Origin of the sequence: Mycobacterium lacus, assembly GCF_010731535.1 — a bacterium.
In the GTDB taxonomy this organism is placed as follows: Bacteria; Actinomycetota; Actinomycetes; order Mycobacteriales; family Mycobacteriaceae; genus Mycobacterium; species Mycobacterium lacus.
The window spans coordinates 3,421,315-3,439,465 of record NZ_AP022581.1 but is presented as its reverse complement, the minus strand read 5'-3'; the positions used below and the strand labels follow the sequence as shown (position 1 = coordinate 3,439,465).

Annotated in this window: 14 protein-coding genes and 2 pseudogenes; 8 read left to right on the top strand and 8 right to left on the bottom strand. The window is 68.1% G+C overall.

The window, feature by feature from the left end; translation table 11 throughout:
- The first annotated feature begins 30 nt into the window (after positions 1–30).
- Together G6N24_RS15775 and G6N24_RS15770 are read left to right on the top strand one after the other, a co-directional pair.
- Positions 31–2,286 carry an ATP-dependent DNA ligase gene (locus tag G6N24_RS15775; protein WP_085161692.1) on the top strand — a complete coding sequence of 752 codons (2,256 nt, stop codon included), beginning with the start codon at positions 31–33 and terminating at the stop codon, positions 2,284–2,286.
- A complete protein-coding gene (locus G6N24_RS15770) occupies positions 2,283–4,217 on the top strand; it encodes a fumarylacetoacetate hydrolase family protein (protein WP_085161691.1) in 1,935 nt (644 codons plus the stop codon). Before G6N24_RS15775 ends, G6N24_RS15770 begins: the two co-directional genes overlap by 4 nt.
- A 7-nt stretch (positions 4,218–4,224) precedes the next feature.
- Here the strand turns inward: G6N24_RS15770 and G6N24_RS15765 are convergent, their stop codons facing one another.
- The 4 genes from G6N24_RS15765 to G6N24_RS15750 form a co-directional block, all read right to left on the bottom strand.
- Entirely contained in the window at positions 4,225–5,142 is a 918-nt protein-coding gene (locus G6N24_RS15765; protein ID WP_085161690.1) for an SAM-dependent methyltransferase, read from the bottom strand.
- A 64-nt stretch (positions 5,143–5,206) separates the two neighbouring features.
- On the bottom strand, positions 5,207–5,980 hold the full coding sequence (locus tag G6N24_RS15760; protein WP_139822475.1) for an STAS domain-containing protein: 774 nt from the start codon (positions 5,978–5,980) through the stop codon (positions 5,207–5,209).
- 475 nt (positions 5,981–6,455) lie between these two features.
- Positions 6,456–7,439, bottom strand: a complete 984-nt coding sequence (locus G6N24_RS15755; protein WP_232070815.1) for a DUF4873 domain-containing protein — start codon at positions 7,437–7,439, stop codon at positions 6,456–6,458.
- Positions 7,440–7,627: 188 nt separating this feature from the next.
- Positions 7,628–8,548 (bottom strand): AurF N-oxygenase family protein, encoded by a 921-nt coding sequence (locus G6N24_RS15750; protein WP_085161689.1) that lies wholly within the window; start codon positions 8,546–8,548, stop codon positions 7,628–7,630.
- A gap of 104 nt (positions 8,549–8,652) precedes the next feature.
- Between G6N24_RS15750 and cobF the strand changes: the two genes are divergently transcribed.
- The 6 genes and pseudogenes from cobF to G6N24_RS15725 all read left to right on the top strand — a co-directional run bounded on the left by cobF (position 8,653) and on the right by G6N24_RS15725 (position 14,671).
- On the top strand, positions 8,653–9,390 hold the full coding sequence (gene cobF / locus G6N24_RS15745) for a precorrin-6A synthase (deacetylating) (protein ID WP_085161688.1): 738 nt from the start codon (positions 8,653–8,655) through the stop codon (positions 9,388–9,390).
- Positions 9,391–9,514: 124 nt separating this feature from the next.
- Positions 9,515–11,230: a PE family protein gene (locus G6N24_RS15740; RefSeq protein ID WP_163745536.1), complete on the top strand. Its 1,716-nt coding sequence runs from the start codon at positions 9,515–9,517 to the stop codon at positions 11,228–11,230.
- Between the two features lie 95 nt (positions 11,231–11,325).
- Positions 11,326–13,011: a PE family protein gene (locus G6N24_RS15735; RefSeq protein ID WP_085161686.1), complete on the top strand. Its 1,686-nt coding sequence runs from the start codon at positions 11,326–11,328 to the stop codon at positions 13,009–13,011.
- Between the two features lie 33 nt (positions 13,012–13,044).
- A pseudogene (locus G6N24_RS24815) lies at positions 13,045–13,239 on the top strand (DNA-formamidopyrimidine glycosylase family protein); the annotation flags it as partial.
- Between the two features lie 201 nt (positions 13,240–13,440).
- Positions 13,441–13,908 carry a zinc finger domain-containing protein gene (locus G6N24_RS24810; RefSeq protein ID WP_232070814.1) on the top strand — a complete coding sequence of 156 codons (468 nt, stop codon included), beginning with the start codon at positions 13,441–13,443 and terminating at the stop codon, positions 13,906–13,908.
- Positions 13,909–13,924: 16 nt separating this feature from the next.
- Positions 13,925–14,671, top strand: coding sequence for an SDR family oxidoreductase (locus G6N24_RS15725; protein WP_085161684.1), 747 nt, complete (start codon positions 13,925–13,927; stop codon positions 14,669–14,671).
- Positions 14,672–14,735: 64 nt separating this feature from the next.
- Here the strand turns inward: G6N24_RS15725 and pgi are convergent, their stop codons facing one another.
- The 4 genes and pseudogenes from pgi to G6N24_RS15710 all read right to left on the bottom strand — a co-directional run bounded on the left by pgi (position 14,736) and on the right by G6N24_RS15710 (position 17,905).
- On the bottom strand, positions 14,736–16,400 hold the full coding sequence (pgi, locus tag G6N24_RS15720) for a glucose-6-phosphate isomerase (protein ID WP_085161683.1): 1,665 nt from the start codon (positions 16,398–16,400) through the stop codon (positions 14,736–14,738).
- Positions 16,397–16,471, bottom strand: a pseudogene (locus tag G6N24_RS25895) (hypothetical protein); the annotation flags it as partial. The gene pgi and the pseudogene G6N24_RS25895, both read right to left, overlap by 4 nt.
- A 55-nt stretch (positions 16,472–16,526) precedes the next feature.
- Positions 16,527–17,456 carry an esterase family protein gene (locus G6N24_RS15715; protein ID WP_407938667.1) on the bottom strand — a complete coding sequence of 310 codons (930 nt, stop codon included), beginning with the start codon at positions 17,454–17,456 and terminating at the stop codon, positions 16,527–16,529.
- Between the two features lie 107 nt (positions 17,457–17,563).
- Entirely contained in the window at positions 17,564–17,905 is a 342-nt protein-coding gene (locus G6N24_RS15710) for a chorismate mutase (RefSeq protein ID WP_085161681.1), read from the bottom strand.
- Positions 17,906–18,151 lie beyond the last annotated feature (246 nt).

The following is an 18,151-nucleotide window of genomic DNA, read 5'->3' as shown; positions in this document are numbered from 1 at the left end:
TGCGGGCCCTGCACGGGTTACGTTGGCACCATGGCGGGACCATCGGTGAAGCTGACCAACGCCGACAAGGTGCTGTATCCCGCGACCGGAACCACAAAGCGAGACGTCTTCGACTATTACACCGGCATCGCCGAGGTCATGGTCCCGCACATCGCCGGGCGTCCGGCAACCCGCAAGCGCTGGCCCAACGGCGTCGACCAAGCCTCGTTCTTCGAAAAGCAGCTGGCGTCGTCGGCACCTGCCTGGCTGCCACGCGCGAGCGTGACGCACCGGTCCGGAACCACGATGTATCCGATCATCGACAGCGTCGCCGGACTGGCCTGGATCGCGCAGCAGGCGGCGCTGGAGGTACACGTGCCACAGTGGCGGTTTGTCGCCGAGTGGACGCGAAGCGGGGAACGACTGAAGCCGGGCCCGGCAACACGATTGGTGTTCGACCTGGACCCCGGCGAGGGCGTGACCATGGCCCAGCTGACCGAGGTGGCACGTGCGGTCCGGGAACTCATCGCCGATATCGGACTCACCACGTTCCCGGTTACCAGCGGCAGCAAAGGGCTGCACCTGTATGCGCCGCTGGACGAACCGGTGAGCAGCGCGGGCGCCACCGTGCTGGCCAAACGCGTTGCGCGGCAACTGGAAAAGGCGATGCCCAAGTTGGTCACCTCGGCCATGACCAAGAGCCTGCGGGCGGGAAAGGTGTTCCTGGACTGGAGCCAGAACAACGGCTCGAAGACCACCATCGCGCCGTACTCGCTGCGTGGCCGGGAGCATCCGACGGTCGCGGCGCCACGCGGTTGGGAGGAACTCGACGACCCCGAGCTGGGTCAGCTGCGCTACGACGAGGTGCTGGCCCGGGTCACCCGGGATGGGGATCTGCTCGCCCCCCTGGACGCCGGCCTGCCCAGCCGGGACCGGTTGACCAAATACCGCGGCATGCGTGACGCATCGAAAACACCCGAGCCGGTGCCGAGCGCGAAACCCGTTACCGGCCCGGGCAATACGTTCGTCATCCAGGAGCACCATGCCCGTCGGCTGCACTACGACTTTCGGCTGGAACGAGATGGCGTGCTGGTGTCCTGGGCGGTGCCCAAGAACCTGCCCGAGACCACGTCGGTGAACCATCTGGCGGTACACACCGAGGATCATCCGCTGGAGTACGCCACGTTCGAGGGCACCATCCCCAAGGGCGAATACGGCGCCGGCAGGGTGATCATCTGGGATTCCGGCACCTACGAGGCCGAGAAGTTCCGCGACGACGAGGTGATCGTTACTTTGCACGGCAGCCGGATCTCCGGGCGGTACGCGCTGATTCAGACCAACGGTGACCACTGGCTGGCGCACCGAATGAAAGACCAGAAGGTCTTCGAGTTCGGCGCGCTGGCGCCGATGCTCTGCACCCACGGTTCGGTGGCCGGTCTGAAGGCGGGTCAGTGGGCCTTCGAGGGCAAGTGGGACGGCTACCGGCTCCTGGTCGAGGCCGATCACGGGACCCTGCGGCTGCGATCGCGCAGCGGACGTGACGTCACCGGCGAGTATCCCCAATTGCGCTCGTTGGCAACCGATCTGGCGGACCATCACGTGGTGCTCGATGGCGAAGTCGTCGCGCTCGACCGGGCCGGCGTGCCCAGCTTCACCGAAATGCAGAACCGGGGCCGCGCCACCCGCATCGAATTCTGGGCGTTCGACCTGCTCTACCTCGACGGACGCTCACTGCTGCGGGCCCGCTACCTCGACCGGCGCAAGCTGCTGGAAACCTTGTCCAGCGGAACGGATCTCGTCGTTCCCGAGCTGCTACCTGGAGACGGGGCGGACGCGCTGGAGTACTCCCGCACGCGCGGGTGGGAGGGCGTGATCGCCAAGAGACGCGACTCCAACTATCAACCCGGCCGGCGCTCGGCGTCGTGGATCAAGGACAAGCACTGGAACACCCAGGAAGTCGTTATCGGCGGCTGGCGGGTCGGCGAGGGCGGACGCAGCAGCGGCATCGGCTCGCTGTTGATGGGCATACCCGGTCCCGGCGGCCTGCATTACGCCGGCCGGGTCGGCACCGGCTTCACCGAGCGCGACCTCGCCAACCTCAAGGAGGCGCTGGCGCCGCTGCACACCGACGAATCTCCGTTCGACGCCCCGCTTCCCACACGTGACGCCAGGGGGGTCACGTTCGTGAAACCGGCGCTGGTCGGCGAGGTGCGTTACAGCGAGTGGACTCCGGACAACCGGCTGCGCCAAACCAGCTGGCGCGGGCTGCGGCAGGACAAAAAGCCGAATGAGGTGGTGCGCGAATGAAGTGGGTGACCTATCGAAGTGCCGACGGCGAACGCACCGGAGTGCTTTCCGGTAGCGAAATCCACGCGCTTCCACCGGGAGTCACGCTGCTCGACCTGGTCGGGCGCGGCGCCGACGGGCTGCGCGAGGCCGGTGAGGACACGCTGCGCTCACCGGCCGCGGTGGCCCGTCTCGACGAGGTGTCACTGGCGGCGCCCATCCCGCGCCCACCGTCGATCCGCGACTCCCTGTGCTTTCTGGACCACATGCGCAATTGCCAGGAGGCGATGGGCGGCGGCCGGGCGCTCCTCGACACCTGGTATCGCATCCCGGCGTTCTACTTCGCGTGCCCGTCGACCGTGCTGGGCCCCTACGACGACGCGCCCATGGCGCCTGGAAGTGCCTGGCAGGACTTCGAATTGGAGATCGCTGCGGTCGTCGGAACACCCGGCAAGGACCTGTCGGTGAAGCAGGCCGAACAGGCGATAATCGGCTACACGATCTTCAACGACTGGTCCGCGCGTGACCTGCAGCAGTTGGAGGGCCAATTGCGCATCGGCCAGGCCAAGGGCAAGGACAGCGGGGTCACCCTCGGCCCGTATCTGGTCACGCCGGATGAACTGGAGCCGTACTTCCGCGACGGAAAGCTGGGCCTGCGGGTGACCGCCCTGGTCAACGACGCGGTGATCGGCACCGGCTCGACGGGCACGATGGACTGGAGCTTCGGCGAAGTCATCTCCTATGCCTCGCGCGGCGTGACGCTGAACCCCGGTGACGTGTTCGGCTCCGGCACGGTGCCCACCTGCACGCTCGTCGAGCACCTGCGAAACCTCGAGGCGTTCCCGGGGTGGTTACGCGACGGCGACGTGGTCACGCTGCGGGTCGAGGGGCTGGGCGAGACCCGCCAGACCGTGCGCGCGAGCGGGCCGCCAATTCCGTTGGCTCCCCGCCGGAATCCGGACGCCCCGCCCGAAGGACCCCGGGTCAACCGGGCGGCGGCGAAGGTGCCCTACACGCGCGGGCTGCACCAGGTCGCCGACCGGGTGTGGGCGTGGACGCTGCCGGACGGGGGATACGGCTTCAGCAACGCCGGGCTGGTCGCCGGCGACGGCGCGTCGCTGCTGGTGGACACGTTGTTCGACCTGGCGCTGACCCGCGAGATGCTGGGGGCGATGCGGCCCATCACGGATCGGGCGCCCATCTCCGACGCGCTGATCACCCACGCCAACGGCGACCACACCCACGGCAACCAATTGCTGGACGCCTCGGTCCGGATCATCGCGGCCAAGGGCACGGCCGAGGAAATCGCGCATGGGATGCGCCCGGAGATGCTGGCCATGCTGCAGACCGCCGACCTCGGGCCCATCGCGACCCGGTATGCGCGGGAGCGCTTCGGGCACTTCGACTTCAGCGGCATCACGGTGCGCAACGCCGACGAGACCTTCGACCACGGCCTGTCCGTCGACGTCGGTGGCAGGCGGGTGGACCTGTACAACCTTGGTCCCGCTCACACCGCCGCCGACTCGGTCGCACACGTGCCCGACGCCGGTGTGCTGTTCGCCGGGGACCTGTTGTTCGTCGGCTGCACGCCGATCGTCTGGGCCGGACCGATCGCCAACTGGGTCGCGGCCTGCGACGCGATGATCGCGCTGGACGCGCCCTCGGTTGTGCCCGGCCACGGCCCGGTCACCGACCCGGACGGGATCCGTGCCGTCCGCGGGTATCTCGTCCACGTCGCCGAACAAGCCGAGGCCGCCTACCGCAAGGGGCTGTCGTTCGCCGAGGCCGCCGCGACTATCGACCTCGGCGAGTACGCGGCCTGGCTGGACTGCGAACGGGTCGTCGTCAACGTCTATCAGCGCTACCGCGAACTCGATCCCGGCAACACCCCGCGGCTCGAGCTGATGGCGCTGATCGCGATGCAGGCCGACTGGCTGGCCAAACGCGGCTAAGGCGCCCCTAGGGAGCCACGGCGCGCACGAAACCGATCGAGTTGGCCGGACCCTGCCGGTCGGCATCGCCCAGGGGGGCCAGCCCGGCGGCGATGAAGAGCTCCGCGAGGTCGGACGTGATCGTGCTCCACCCGTGCGCCGACAGGTGCGCCGCGACGTCGGTGTGTTCACCGGGATAGGTCAGGGCGGCGATGTCGAGATCCAAGCCGAGTGCGCGCCATCGGTCGGTCATGAGCCGGGCCTGTTGCTGGGCCTGCTCGGACTGACCCGCGACCTGCCCATAGTCGGCGGCCAGCCGGCTGCCCGCGCCGCTGAGCGAGACGATGTTGTCCAGCAACCGAACTTCGGCTTCCTGCGGCAGAAAGCCGATCAGGAGCCCTTCGGCGAGCCACGCGGTCGGTTGGTCGGTATCGAAGCCGGCCCCCTGCAGCGCCGCCGGCCAGTCGTCGCGCAGGTCTATGCCCACGGCGCGGTGCTCGGCGTTGGACACAGCGCCGAGCTTGGCCAGCGTCGAGGTCTTGAACTCGAGCACTTCGGGCTGATCGATCTCGTACACGGTCGTCCCTGCCGGCCACGAAAGCCGGTATGGGCGGGAATCCAGCCCCGACGCCACGATGACGACCTGCTGCAGGCCCGCCTTGCCGGCCTCGGCGAAGTAGTCGTCGAAGAACACGGCGCGGGCGGCGAACGTGTCGATCATCCTCGGGAACCCCAGATTTCCGTCGGTGTCGGTGGCATCCAGCTCGCCGGCAGCGATCCGGGTGAACAGGTCCAGGCCCACCGCGCGCACCAGTGGCTCGGCGAATGGATCGCTGATCACCGGCTGTGGACGTCGGCTCGCGGCGGCCCGGGCGGCGGCGACCATGGTGGCGGTGGCCCCCACACTGTTGGCCAAGTCCCACGTGTCGCGCTCGGTTCGTGCCATGGTTGCTCCTCTAGATCGTGCGGCCGGGTCCGTCAATCCCTCCGCGTAGTTGAACCGCACGTGGCTAGAGCTGGTTCTCGGGGCCGATGACTGCCCAGACCGTCTTGCCGGACGAGGTCGGGGTGCTGCCCCAGGCGCGTGACAACGCGGCGACGATGGCCAGGCCGGACACGTCGATTCCCTTCGGGGGAGACGGCAGCCGGACCGCGGGCGCGCTGCTGCCGTCGGACACCGCGATGGTGGCTGTCGACCCGTCGCATTCGATCCTCATCACCGGTTCGCTCCCGGTGTGCTCCAGCACGTTTTCCACGAACACGTTGACAACCACCAGAGCCACCGGGATCAGCCGGGGCTTCGACCACGAGGTGAACCAGTCGCGGACCAGCTGGCGCGACTCGCGAAGGCTGTTCAGGCTGGCGGGCAGCTTCGCCTGGGCATGCTGGACCCTGCGACGCGCGAGCCGATCGATGGCCTTCACCGCACCCTTCGCGGTCGGGTACACCGGGATGAAACGCGTGACTCCACCGCGGGTGATCGCCTCGCGGGCCGCGCGATTGGCGCACACGAGCACGATCGGGACGCCGGGCCGGGTGTCGACTTGCCAGCGCGCACTGACGAAGACCGACCATGCCGTTTCGTCGGGCACCTGAAGCGTGGTGACGTCGACGATGACGGCGGAGGGCTCATCGAGCGTCGCCTGCATGATGCTGTCGCGGAGCGTCGCGGAGTTGGCGGCGTTGAGCACACCATCGGCGGTCAGGGCGATCAGCGACTGCTCCGTGCGCGTCGAGATAGTCAGCGAGGTCGGCGACTTAGCCACCGCACTCACCGGAACCACCCCCCCTCAAGTCCCATCCTGCCGTCCGGCTCCATCTCGTGCTCCTTGAGCTCCTGCCCCGCCAATTGCTAGAGGATGCGGCCCCTTCTTCCGGAGCACAAGGTCTATCTTCGGATCGCCTTGCTCGGGGAACAAGGCGTGGCGTCGATGGCGCCACGCATCGCAGGGCAGCTGGAAGATCCGGAAAGCGTGAGTCGGCCACGCATCCATGGTTGCGCAGCGAGCCGGACGGGGGTCGGGTCTATGCCCCGACCCAGCCCGCCCGAAGCACCGACCCCTACCACGCCGAACATGCCGTTCTCGTCTGTATCGTCTGCCGCAGCACGCGCCACTCAAAAGGGGTTACCCACTCCACGCGGGCGGCCAACCTCCAATCCGAGATGTACCCAGCCTATCCGGATTCAACCGATGCGAGGCGAAACGCTGAACAAATCCGCAGAGCACGCCATCCCGTCGCCCCGGTCGGGCACACGGCTCAACGGCCGCTGCGGGCGTAGGGCGGGGCACCCACCCCGGCGACCGAGTGCGTGCCCCACGGCGTCCGTTCAACGATGCGTGCGGGTGTGCTGCGCTGGCCCACCGAAAGTGTGGCCGCCCGCCCCTGCGTGACCGAGTCCTGCGGAAGGGGATCGAAAATGGTCCCTTGCCAGTGGTAATTGCCGTCGATGGGGTCGAGGTGACCGGTCAGCCGCACGCGCACCGGATGGCGGGTGCCGGCTAACTCCAGCGTCGCCGCGCCGTCGTAGACGTCGTCGTCCGCGGCGCCGGATGACAGGTCGAATGCGGCTGCGGCCCGAGGCGCCTGGACGGGCCGGAGTTGGGCGCGCTCGTTGAACACCTGTTGGCTGCTGCCGCGCACCTCGATGCGGCGGCTGGCCGTGCGGCTCATGAGGTTAAGGCACGCGGCGACGTAGCGTGCCTGTGCGCCAGCATCGGGACCGGTGATGAAGAAGTAGTTGGGAAAGCCGCGAACGGCCACCCCGAGAAAGGGCTCCATGCCGTCGTGCCAGGCCTGCCGGATGGTCAGTCCGCGGGTACCGACCAGGGTCTCATCGCGGACCTGATCGGGAACCGAAAACCCGGTGCCGTAGATGATGGCGTCGGCGCGGTGGTCGACGCCGTCGCTGGTGCGGATACCCGAGGAGGTCAGCACGCCGATCGCCGATTTTGTCAGGCGGACCGCCGACGGCCGCTCATGTCGCGCGTGGCGGCGCCACCACCGTCCGGCGCGCGTCGCCGGCAGCGGCAGTTCGGTGACAAACCGACGTGGTGGGTAGGCGAACGCGGTTACCGATCTTGCCGATTCGGTCAGCCGGCCGATGTGGTGTGCGACGGCGGCGTCGGTGCCGATCACCGCGACGTGCTTGCCGGACGGATCGAAATCGGGGTCCCACGCCGCCGCGTGAAAAGACTCGCCCCCGAAGACGCCGGGGAGGTCCGGTATCCACGGGACGAACACCGACAGTTGGGCGGCGACGACGACGTCGGCCCGGTAACTCTCGCCGCCGGACGTGGTGAGGACCCAAGTGTCGGTTGCGTCGTCGAACACCGAACTAACGACATCGTGGCTGGCAAGCGCCAGGTCCACGTCCAGCGGCCCGGCGGTTTCGCGAGCGCCAACGACGACGATGCGGCGACGGGACGGCGTCACAGGAACCTGTTGCGCCGCCAGCCGCGGCGCGCGATCGGGCCCATCAGGCCGACCTCGGTCAGAAACGCCGCCAGGGGAGCGAAGCCGGCGATCTGCATCTCGCGGCGGTGCGGGCTGGTGCGGGCCACTTTTCGGGCCCGCTTTGCGTCCAGGCCCGCCCGCGCGTACGGGATCGGATTGCTGAACAGGTAGTTGAAGAAGTACCCGCCCAGCCCGTTGATGTTGGCCATGAACCAGCGGTTCAACCGGGGCATCTCGGCCGCGCGTCTGCGCGCGCCGTCACGCGCGAACTGAATGTGGCGGGCCTCTTCGGTGACGTGAATCCGCATGAGCCGCTGGATAATTGGCTGCAGTTCCGGGTCGTCCATCATCTGCCGTTGCAGCGAGTCGAAAATCTCTTCACCGATCAGCGCGGCCACCCACAGCATCGCGCCCCGCTGGAACGCCAGCGGCAGCGCGTTGATGATCCAGCGGTGAAATCGCCGCGGGCGCACGGGCTTGGCGCCGATGCGCTCGATGGCCTTGCCGAACATCACCATGTGCCGCGTCTCGTCGCCCAGCTCGGTCAGCTTGTAATGCGTCGAGGAGCTCGTGGGGTCCTCGTGCAGGATCGTGCGCAACAACGATTGGTTGAGCATGTTCTCGAACCAGATCCCGGCCGACAACGTGTTGACGAGTTCCTGACGGGACAGCTCGATTTGTTGCTCGCGGGTCATCTCGTCCCACATCGGGGTGCCGTACAACGACACGAGCTTGGGCGGTAGGTAGAACTTGTCGGCGTCCAGCGGGGCGTCCCAGTCGATGTCGACGACGGGTTCGTAGGACTTCTTCACCGAACCCTTGAGCAGACGCTCCGAGAACTCTTCACGACTGGGTCCACCTGGCTTGGGCCCACCTGGTTTCACCGCAGTGGTCATCGCTGACGTCCCTTCATCAGGGGGAGTTCGCACTCGGTACCCATGGTATCGGGTACTTGGGGTCACGACTAGATCTTTGACGGTCCCGATTAGGTTGACCTGATATGAGTCGGCATATTCACGTCATCGGCATCGGCGCCGGGGACCCCGACTACGTGACCGTCCAGGCGATCGACGCGCTCAACGACACGCAGGTGTTCTTCGCGATGGACAAAGGCGAGGCAAAGAGCGACCTGTTGGCGCTGCGGCGGGGGATCTGTGCGCGATTCATCCGCGAGCCCGGGTACCGATTCGTCGAGCTGCCCGACCCGCCGCGGCGGGCGGGCCGTGATTACCGCGAAGGGGTCACTGACTGGCACGCGGCGCGCGCCCGGATCTGGGCGGCGGCCATCGCCGCCGAACTGGGAACCGACGGCGTGGGCGCCTTCCTAGCCTGGGGTGACCCGTCGCTGTACGACAGCACGCTGCGCATCCTGGACGCGGTGGCGGCGCAGGTCGATCTCAGCTACGACGTCATTCCGGGTGTCACCGCGGTGCAAGCGCTGACCGCTCGACACCGCATTCCGCTCAACGATGTCGGCGAACCCGTTCTCATCACCACCGGACGGCAGCTGCGCGCGCACGGGGTGTCGGGCTCGGCCGTGGTGATGCTCGACGCGGACTGCTCGTTTCTGGCGTGTCCACCCGAAACCCGGATCTGGTGGGGCGCCTATCTGGGCACCCGCGACGAGCTGCTGATTTCCGGCACGGTCGGCGAGGTCGGGACACGCATCGCGACGCTGCGCGCCGAAGCCCGGGCACGGCACGGCTGGATCATGGACACCTATCTGCTAAGGACTTAGTAAGGGCTTGTCGGAAGCCGCCGGACTTGCCGCCGGTTCGCGATTACCATCGCTTCGTACTAGGCATGTGTCGAAGCTCACATGGAGTAGCGGTGGGGCCGTTGCGGTTTCTGGAGGTTTGTTGATGTCGTGGGTGATCGCCGCGCCCGAATATGTGGCCGCGGCGGCCAACGATCTAGCGGGTATCGGTTCGACCATCAGCGCGGCAAATGCCGCGGCGGCGTTCCCGACAACCGCGGTGCTGGCCGCCGGCGCCGACGAGGTATCGACCACGATCGCGGCGTTGTTCGGCGCGCACGCCCAGGCGTATCAGGCGCTCAGCGCGCAGGCGGCGGCGTTCCACAACCAGTTCGTGCAGCTCATGACGGCCGGTGCGGGGCAGTATGCCACCGCCGAGGCCCTCAACGTGACGCCGCTGCAGCAGGTCGACAGCTTGGTGAATGGGCCCATGCAGGCGCTGACGGGGCGCCCGTGGATCGGCAACGGCGCCAACGGGGCACCGGGCACCGGGCAAGACGGCGGGCCCGGCGGGTGGCTGTACGGCAACGGCGGTAACGGCGGGTCCGGCGCGCCCGGCCAGAACGGCGGCAACGGCGGGTCGGCCGGGCTGTGGGGCAACGGTGGAATGGGAGGCGCCGGGGGCAACGCCGCGACGGTTGCCAGTGGCAACGCCGGCCTGCCGGGCGGCAACGGCGGCAACGGCGGAGCCGGCGGGTGGCTCTATGGCGCGGGCGGCGCCGGCGGGGTCGGCGGCAACGCCAGCAACGCCAACGGCGCCACCGCCCAAGGCGGCGGCCTCAATGGCGGCAACGGCGGCAACGGCGGCGCCGGAGGCCCCGGTGGCCTGCTCATCGGCCAGGGCGGAATTGGCGGTCTGGGCGGCAACGGTGGCAACGGCACCGGGGGCACTGCTGGCCAGCCCGGCGGCAACGGCGGAGAGGCCGGCAACGGTGGCAACGGCGGCCACAGCGGGTGGCTCTACGGTGACGGTGGTGCCGGCGGCAACAGCGGCAATGGTGGTTCGTTCGTCGCCGACAACACCGTGGTATTCGGTGCCAACGGTGGCGGCTTCACCGCGACCGGTGGTAACGGCGGTAACTCCGGGCTGTTCGGCAACGGCGGCGCCGGCGGTGATGGTGGATTGGGTGGCGCCGGTCAGACCGTCGGCACCGGAGCCTTCAGCTCTGGCGGTCAGGGTGGCAGCGGCCTCAGCGGCGGAAACGGCGGCAACGGCGGGTTCTTTTACGGCAACGGCGGTGCCGGTGGGTCCGGTGGCAACGGGGCGGACGGTGGAGGGGCCTCTGACGCTATTGGAACCTTTAACGGCACCGGCGGCTATGGCGGCTTCGGCGGCAACGGCGGCCAATCCGGGCTGATCGGCAACGGCGGCAACGGCGGCAACGCCGGCAACGGCGGCAACGGCGGCAACGGCGGCCACAACGGTGGCGGAGCTGGTCCCGGCTCGCTCGGCGGTTTGGGTGGGGACGCGATGCTGTTCGGCAGCGGCGGCGCGGGCGGCAGCGGCGGAAACACCGGCCTGCCCGGGAACTACGGCGGGATGTTCGAGGGCAGTGTGTTCCAGACTGGTAACGGCGGCAGCGGCGGCCATGGCGGATTCTTCTACGGCAACGGCGGCGATGGCGGGTTCGCCGGTACCATCCCCGCGGGCTTCAGCGCCCCCCCGAACAACGGTATTGGCGGCAACGGCGGAGATGCCGGGCTGATCGGCAACGGCGGCGACGGCGGCGCCGGTGCCGGCGCCAGCCAAGGCGGTGTCGGCGGCAAGGGCGGCGCCGGTGGGCAGCTGTACGGCCAGCCGGGAGCGAACGGACCCGCATAGCCGACCGATTCGTGAGAACGCCTGATCCAGCACTGCGATCACGATACGATCCGCCGTAGGCATGCCGATGGTGACGTGCTGTACGGAGGTGCTCGATGTCGTTTGTGATCGCGTCTGAAGAGTTAATGGCTTCCGCCGCAACGGATTTAGCGAGGATTGGTGCTTCCATTGCGCAGGCCAGTGCGTCGGCGGCGGCGCCGACGACGGGTGTGTTGGCCGCCGGCGCCGACGAGGTGTCGGCCGCGGTCGCGGCGTTGTTCACTGCCCGGGCCTGGGGGTATCAGTCGCTGAGTGCTCAGGCGGCGTCGTTTCACCAGCAGTTCGTGCAGGCGTTAAGTTCGGGTGCCGCCGCGTATGCGACCGCCGAGGCGGCGAACGCCTCGCCGTTGCAGCAGGTCCTGAATCTGATCAATGCGCCGACTCAGACGTTGTTGGGGCGTCCGCTGATCGGCAACGGGACCGATGGGGCCCCGGGGACCGGGCAAAACGGTGGCCCCGGCGGGTTGTTGTTCGGCAACGGCGGCAACGGGGGTTCCGGCGGGATCGGTCAAAACGGCGGCAGCGGCGGGGCCGCGGGGCTGATCGGTAACGGCGGCATGGGCGGTGCCGGCGGCGCTGGTGCGGCGGGCTCGGGCGCCTCGGGCGGTATCGGGGGCGCGGCCGGTAACGGGGGCGCCGGCGGCGCCGGCGGTTGGTTGTTCGGCCGGGGCGGAAATGGCGGGGCCGGCGGCGTCGGCGGGACCGCTACCGACCTCGGTGCCGGCGTCGGCCTCGACGGGGGGGCCGGAGGCTCCGGGGGCACCGGTGGTCGTGGCGGGCTGCTATTCGGCCGCGGTGGCGACGGTGCGAACGGCGGTGACGGTGGGGATGCCGTCGGCGCCATGGACCCCGGTGCTCCCGGCGGCAAGGGCGGCGCCGCGGGCAACGGTGGCAACGGCGGCAACGGCGGGTGGCTGTACGGCGACGGAGGGGACGGTGGAAACAGTGGCAACGGTGGATCCTTCGTAGGCGCAGGTGTGATAAACGGCGCCAGCGGCGGTAGCTTCGCCACTTTCGACCTGTTTGCCGGCAACGGCGGCGATGCCGGCCTGTTCGGCAACGGCGGGCACGGCGGCAACGGCGGGTCCGGTGGGGCCGGTCAGGCCAGCGTTGCCGGTGGCGGCAACGGCGGAAACGGCGGCTTCGGCGGCTTCGGCGGCACCGGTGGCCACGGCGGGTTCATCTGGGGCAACGGCGGCGCCGGCGGGACCGGCGGGCAGGGCGGGGCGGGTGGCGACGCCACGGCCGGTGGCTTCGGTGGCTTCGGCGGCGTCGGCGGCTTTGGTGGCTCCGGCGGTGGGGGTGGGCTGATCGGCAACGGCGGAAACGCCGGGGCCGGCGGAAATGGCGGGAACGGTGGCACCAATGGGGTGACCGCAAGCCAGGCGGGGCTAGGCGGTTCCGGCGGCTACGGCGGCGACGCCTGGCTGTTGGGCCACGGCGGCGCCGGCGGCAACGGCGGTGATACCGCGACCGGCCAGGTGGTCCAGATCAGCAATGGCGGCGACGGCGGCGACGGCGGGCTGTTCTACGGCAACGGCGGCCGAGGCGGCGATGCCGGCACCGCCGGGACGGCGCCGCCCTTTGGCGGTGGTGTCGGTGGTAACGGCGGCGACGCCCGGCTGATCGGCAACGGCGGCAACGGCGGGGCCGGCGCCGGCGCGGCCCTCGGCGGCGTGGGCGGCCTCGGCGGTGCCCGCGGGCTGCTGTTTGGCACGCCCGGGGTTCCCGGACCCACGTAGCACCTGGCTGGCCGCCATCGGCAGACTGAACGGGTGCCCGAACTGCCCGAGATCGAAGCGCTGGTCGACCATCTGCGACGCCATGCCGTCGGAACGACGATCGGCCGCGTCGATGTCGGCGCGCTATCGGTCTTGAAGACCTTCGATCCGCCGATCCACGCGCTGCACGGGCGGACCGTTACCGGGGCCCAGCGGTGGGGAAAGTACCTGGGACTGCGGGCCGGTGACCTGATGCTGATCGCTCACCTGTCGCGCGCGGGCTGGTTGCGGTGGTCCGATCAGCTGGCCGCAGCGCCGCTCCGCCCGGGCAAGGGGCCGATCGCGCTGCGCGTCCACCTGGGCGCGCCGGGTGACGCGCCGGGCTTCGACCTCACCGAGGCCGGGACGCAGAAACGGCTGGCGGTGTGGCTGGTCGATGACCCGAGGCGGGTGCCCGGTATCGCTGCCTTGGGCCCGGATGCGCTGGCCGTCAGCGTCAACGACCTGGCCGGGCTCCTGGCCGGCAACACCGGGCGAATCAAGACCGTCGTCACCGACCAGAAGGTGATCGCCGGCATCGGCAACGCCTACAGCGACGAAATCCTGCACGCCGCGAAGATCTCGCCGTTCGCCACGGCCGGAAAACTGTCCGACGGACAACTCGCCGCCCTGCACGATGCGATGGTGTCCGTGCTGTCCGACGCGGTGAGCAGGTCCGTCGGCCAGGGGGCCGCCACGCTCAAAGGGGAGAAGCGCTCCGGGCTGCGGGTGCACGCGCGTGCCGGGTTGCCGTGTCCGGTGTGCGGCGACACCGTGCGGGAAGTGTCGTTCGCGGACAAGTCGTTTCAGTACTGTCCGACGTGTCAGACCGGCGGCAAGGTGCTGGCCGACCGGCGCATGTCTCGGCTGCTCAAGTAGTCGATATGCTGCCCGGGTGACTCGCCAGAAGATTCTGATCACCGGCGCAAGTTCCGGCCTGGGCGCCGGGATGGCCCACGCATTCGCCGCCAAAGGCCGTGACCTGGCGCTGTGCGCCCGTCGCACCGATCGGCTGGACGAACTCAAAATCGAACTGTCCCAACGGTATCCGACCATCAAGATCGCCGTAGCCGGGCTCGACGTCAACGACCACGAGCAGGTGCCGAAAGTGTTCGCCGAACTCAGCGACGAGCTTGGCGGCGTCGACCGCATCATCGTCAACGCCGGTATCGGCAAGGGGGCCCGGCTGGGCTCGGGCAAGCTGTGGGCGAACAAGGCAACCATCGAGACCAACCTGGTGGCCGCGCTGGTACAGATCGAGACGGCGTTGGAGATGTTCGCCGCCAGCGGCTCGGGACATCTGGTGCTCATCTCGTCGGTGCTTGGCGCCAAAGGGGTGCCGGGCGTCAAAGCCGCCTATGCCGCAAGCAAGGCCGGATTGAGCTCGCTGGGCGAATCACTGCGCGCCGAGTACGCCGAAGGCCCCATCAAGGTCTCGGTGATGGAGCCGGGCTACATCGAGTCGGAAATGACCGCCAAGTCCGCGAGCACAATGTTGATGGTGGACACCGCAACTGGCGTCAAGGCGCTCGTCGACGCGATCGAGCGCGAGCCAGGACGGGCGGCGGTGCCGTGGTGGCCCTGGGCGCCGCTGGTGCGGCTGATGCGGGTGCTGCCGCCATCGCTGACCAAGTATTTGTAGGCGAGCAGACGCAAAAGCCCCCATTTCGTGCCGAAATGGGGCGCTTTTGCGTCTGCTCGCCCACTTAGCCCGCACGCCCTCGTTCGGTCCGGTAGCGTCGCACCAGCGCATCGGTCGAACTGTCCGATTGGGGCGCCGGCGGGCCGTCGCCGGTGATCACCGGGATCAGCGCCTTGGCCTGCGTCTTGCCCAGCTCCACACCCCACTGGTCGAACGAGTCGATCCCCCAGATCACACCCTCGGTGAACACCTGATGCTCGTAGAGTGCGATCAATTGCCCGAGCACCGAGGGCGTGAGCCGGTTGGCCAGAATCGAGGTGGTCGGCCGGTTGCCGGGCATGACTTTGTGCGGTACGACGGCGGCGGGGGTGCCTTCGGCGGCGATCTCGTCGGCGGTCTTGCCGAACGCCAGCACCTGGGTTTGGGCGAAGAAGTTGCTCATCAACAGGTCGTGCATGCTGCCGGTGCCCTCGACGGTGGGCAGGTCGTCGATGGGTTGCGAAAAGCCGATGAAATCGGCCGGCACCAACCGGGTGCCCTGGTGCAGCAATTGATAGAAGGCGTGCTGGCCGTTGGTTCCTGGTTCACCCCAATAGATTTCACCGGTGTCGGCACCGACGGGCGTGCCGTCGGCGCGTGTCGACTTGCCGTTGGATTCCATGGTCAGCTGCTGCAGATAGGCCGCGAAACGGGCCAAGTCGTTGGAATACGGCAGCACCGCACGCGATTGTGCCCCAAAGAAATTGGAATACCACAGCCCGATCAGGCCAAGCAGCGCAGGCGCATTCGACTCCAGCGGGGCGGTGCGGAAGTGCTCGTCGACAATGTGGAATCCGGACAGGAAATCCGCGAAGGCCTGCCGGCCGATGGCGGCCATCACCGACAGCCCGATCGCCGAATCGACCGAATAGCGCCCGCCGACCCAATCCCAGAACCCGAACATGTTGTCGGTGTTGATACCGAAGTCGTCGACCAGGCGCATGTTGGTGGAGACCGCGACGAAATGCTTTGACACCGCGGCATCGCCGAGCGCATCGGTGAGCCAGCGTCGCGCCGCGGTCGCGTTGGTGAGCGTCTCCAGCGTGGAGAACGTCTTCGATGCGACGATGAAAAGCGTTGTAGCGGGGTCTAAGTCGGTTAGGGTGGCGATCAGGTCGGCGGGGTCGACGTTGGAGACGAAGCGTGCCGAGATCCCGGCATCGGCGTAGTGGCGCAAGGCCTGGTACACCATCACCGGCCCCAGGTCTGAGCCCCCGATACCGATGTTGACGACGGTGCTGATCCGTTGCCCGGTCGCGCCGGTCCATTCGCCGCTGCGCAGCCGGTCGGTGAAGTCGCCCATCGCGTCCAGCACGGCGTGCACGTCCTCGACCACGTTGCGTCCGTCGACGATCAGCTCGGCGTCCCGGGGCAGCCGCAGCGCGGTGTGCAGTACCGCGCGGTCTTCGGAGGTGTTGATGCGGGCCCCGGCGAACATCTGGTCGCGGTGCTCCTCGAGGCCCGCTGCGCGGGCCAGATCGACGAGCAGCTTTAGCGTTTCGCGGGTGATGCGGTGTTTGCTGTAGTCGATGTAGAGGTCACCGACGGTGACGGTGAGCTCGCGGCCGCGATCGGGATCGTCGGCGAAGAACTGGCGAAGGTGGGTCTGTCCGATCTGCTCGTGATGCCTGCGTAGGGCGTCCCACGCCGGGGTGGCGGTGATGTCCGGGATCTGTTGAACGGAAGTCATGGGCGCCGCTCCTCCTGATCGCTTCGTCCCCCGCAAGCGGGTGGTACCCCTACTGCATCGTCGCCTACGCGGGTCATGGTTCGACCCTATGCTCCTGGGATGGGCGGGTGGACTGCGAGCCGCGCGTCAGACCTGGCCGCCCAGCACTCGCTGCAGATCAGGCTTCATGGCCTGCAATTGTGCCCCCCAGTATGTCCAGGTGTGGGTGCCGTCGTCCGGGAAATTGAACACGCCATTGTGCCCACCTTTGGCTTTGTACCTGCTCTGAAAAACCTTGTTGCTGATCCGCGTGGCGCTTTCCAGCAGACTGGCATCGATCTTGGTGCCACCGCCCAAGTCCGATTGCCCACCATTGCCCGTGTACACCCAGATGCGTGTGTTGTTGGCGACGAGCTTCGCCGCATTGACCGTCGGGTCGTTGAGAGCCCACGCCGGGTCGGTGGGCGGGCCCCACATCGCGTCGGAGTGAAAACCACCGGCACCCATTTGCGCGGCACTGACCAGCGACGGCCATTGTCCGGCAGACAGATTAAGGAAGCCCGACATCGAGGCGGCGTAGACGAAGTTCTCCGGATGGTTGGCGGCCAGTATCAGCGCCGCCGATCCGGACATCGACGCGCCCACCACCGCGTTGCCTGTCGTGCCGACTCCCTTGTTTGCCGCCAGCCACTGCGGCAGCTCCTGCGTCAGAAAGGTTTCCCACTTGTAGGTCCACACACCGCCATTGCCGGCCGCGGGCCGATACCAGTCGGAGTAGAAGCTGGCCATGCCACCGGTGGGCATCGCGATGGACAGGCCGGACTGATCGAACCACTCAAACGCCGGGGTGTGCACATCCCAGCCGTTGTAATCGGCACGGGCGAGCATGCCGTCGAGCAAATACACCGCGTGGGCGCCGCCGCCCTGGAACTCCACCTTGATTTGCCGGTGCATCGACGGCGAAGGCACCACCAGATATTCAATCGGCAGACCCCGTCGCGACCACGCCGAGCAGGGCGCCGAGTTCGTGGCCACACCCCCGAGCAGGACGAGCAACGCTGCGGCTGACATAGACATCAGCCGGCGCAACGGCGAAACCCCAGCTGCGTGTGCGGTAACCATTTCCGCCGCAATTTACCGCAGCAAAGCGCATTTCCGTGGTTTGTAACGACCGTAGTAACCGATTAGTGGCCGAGTCGTCCTCTGCCCAATCGCAAGAGGAGGATGGCCAGATCCTTGCCGTCGGGTCCGAGCTCGCCGTAGCGCTCAATGACCTTCATCTCGCGGCTGTGTACGAGCCTGGTGCCGCCGTTGGCCATTCGGACCCTGCCGATCGCCTGGGACACCTCGGCGCGTCGCTTTACCGCGGCGAGGATCTCGGCGTCCAACCGGTCGATCTCGGCACGCAACTTCTCGATGTCCTGGGGGATGTCTCGGGGGATGTCTTGGGGCCGCTGGGTGTCGACCATCTCGGTGTTCATCTCTGCTAACTCCGCGTTCTCGTGTTGTGGGGATTCTGGTCTCATCCGGTATCAGGCCTCACAACAGACGAGCCCCGAATCCGGAAGCGGACCACGGGGCTCTGCGATAGCAGCTAGACCACGGGCACCGCTGGTCGGTACCCGTAGAAAAATCGGCGCTGCGCGTTGAGCACGAAACGAGTGTGCCACCAACGGCCGCGCCTGCGCAAAGATATCGCGCAAAAACGGGGACTCGGAAATGGCCGCAGAACTCCAGCACCCACAGGCACAGACCAGTCTGGGTTTGAGATC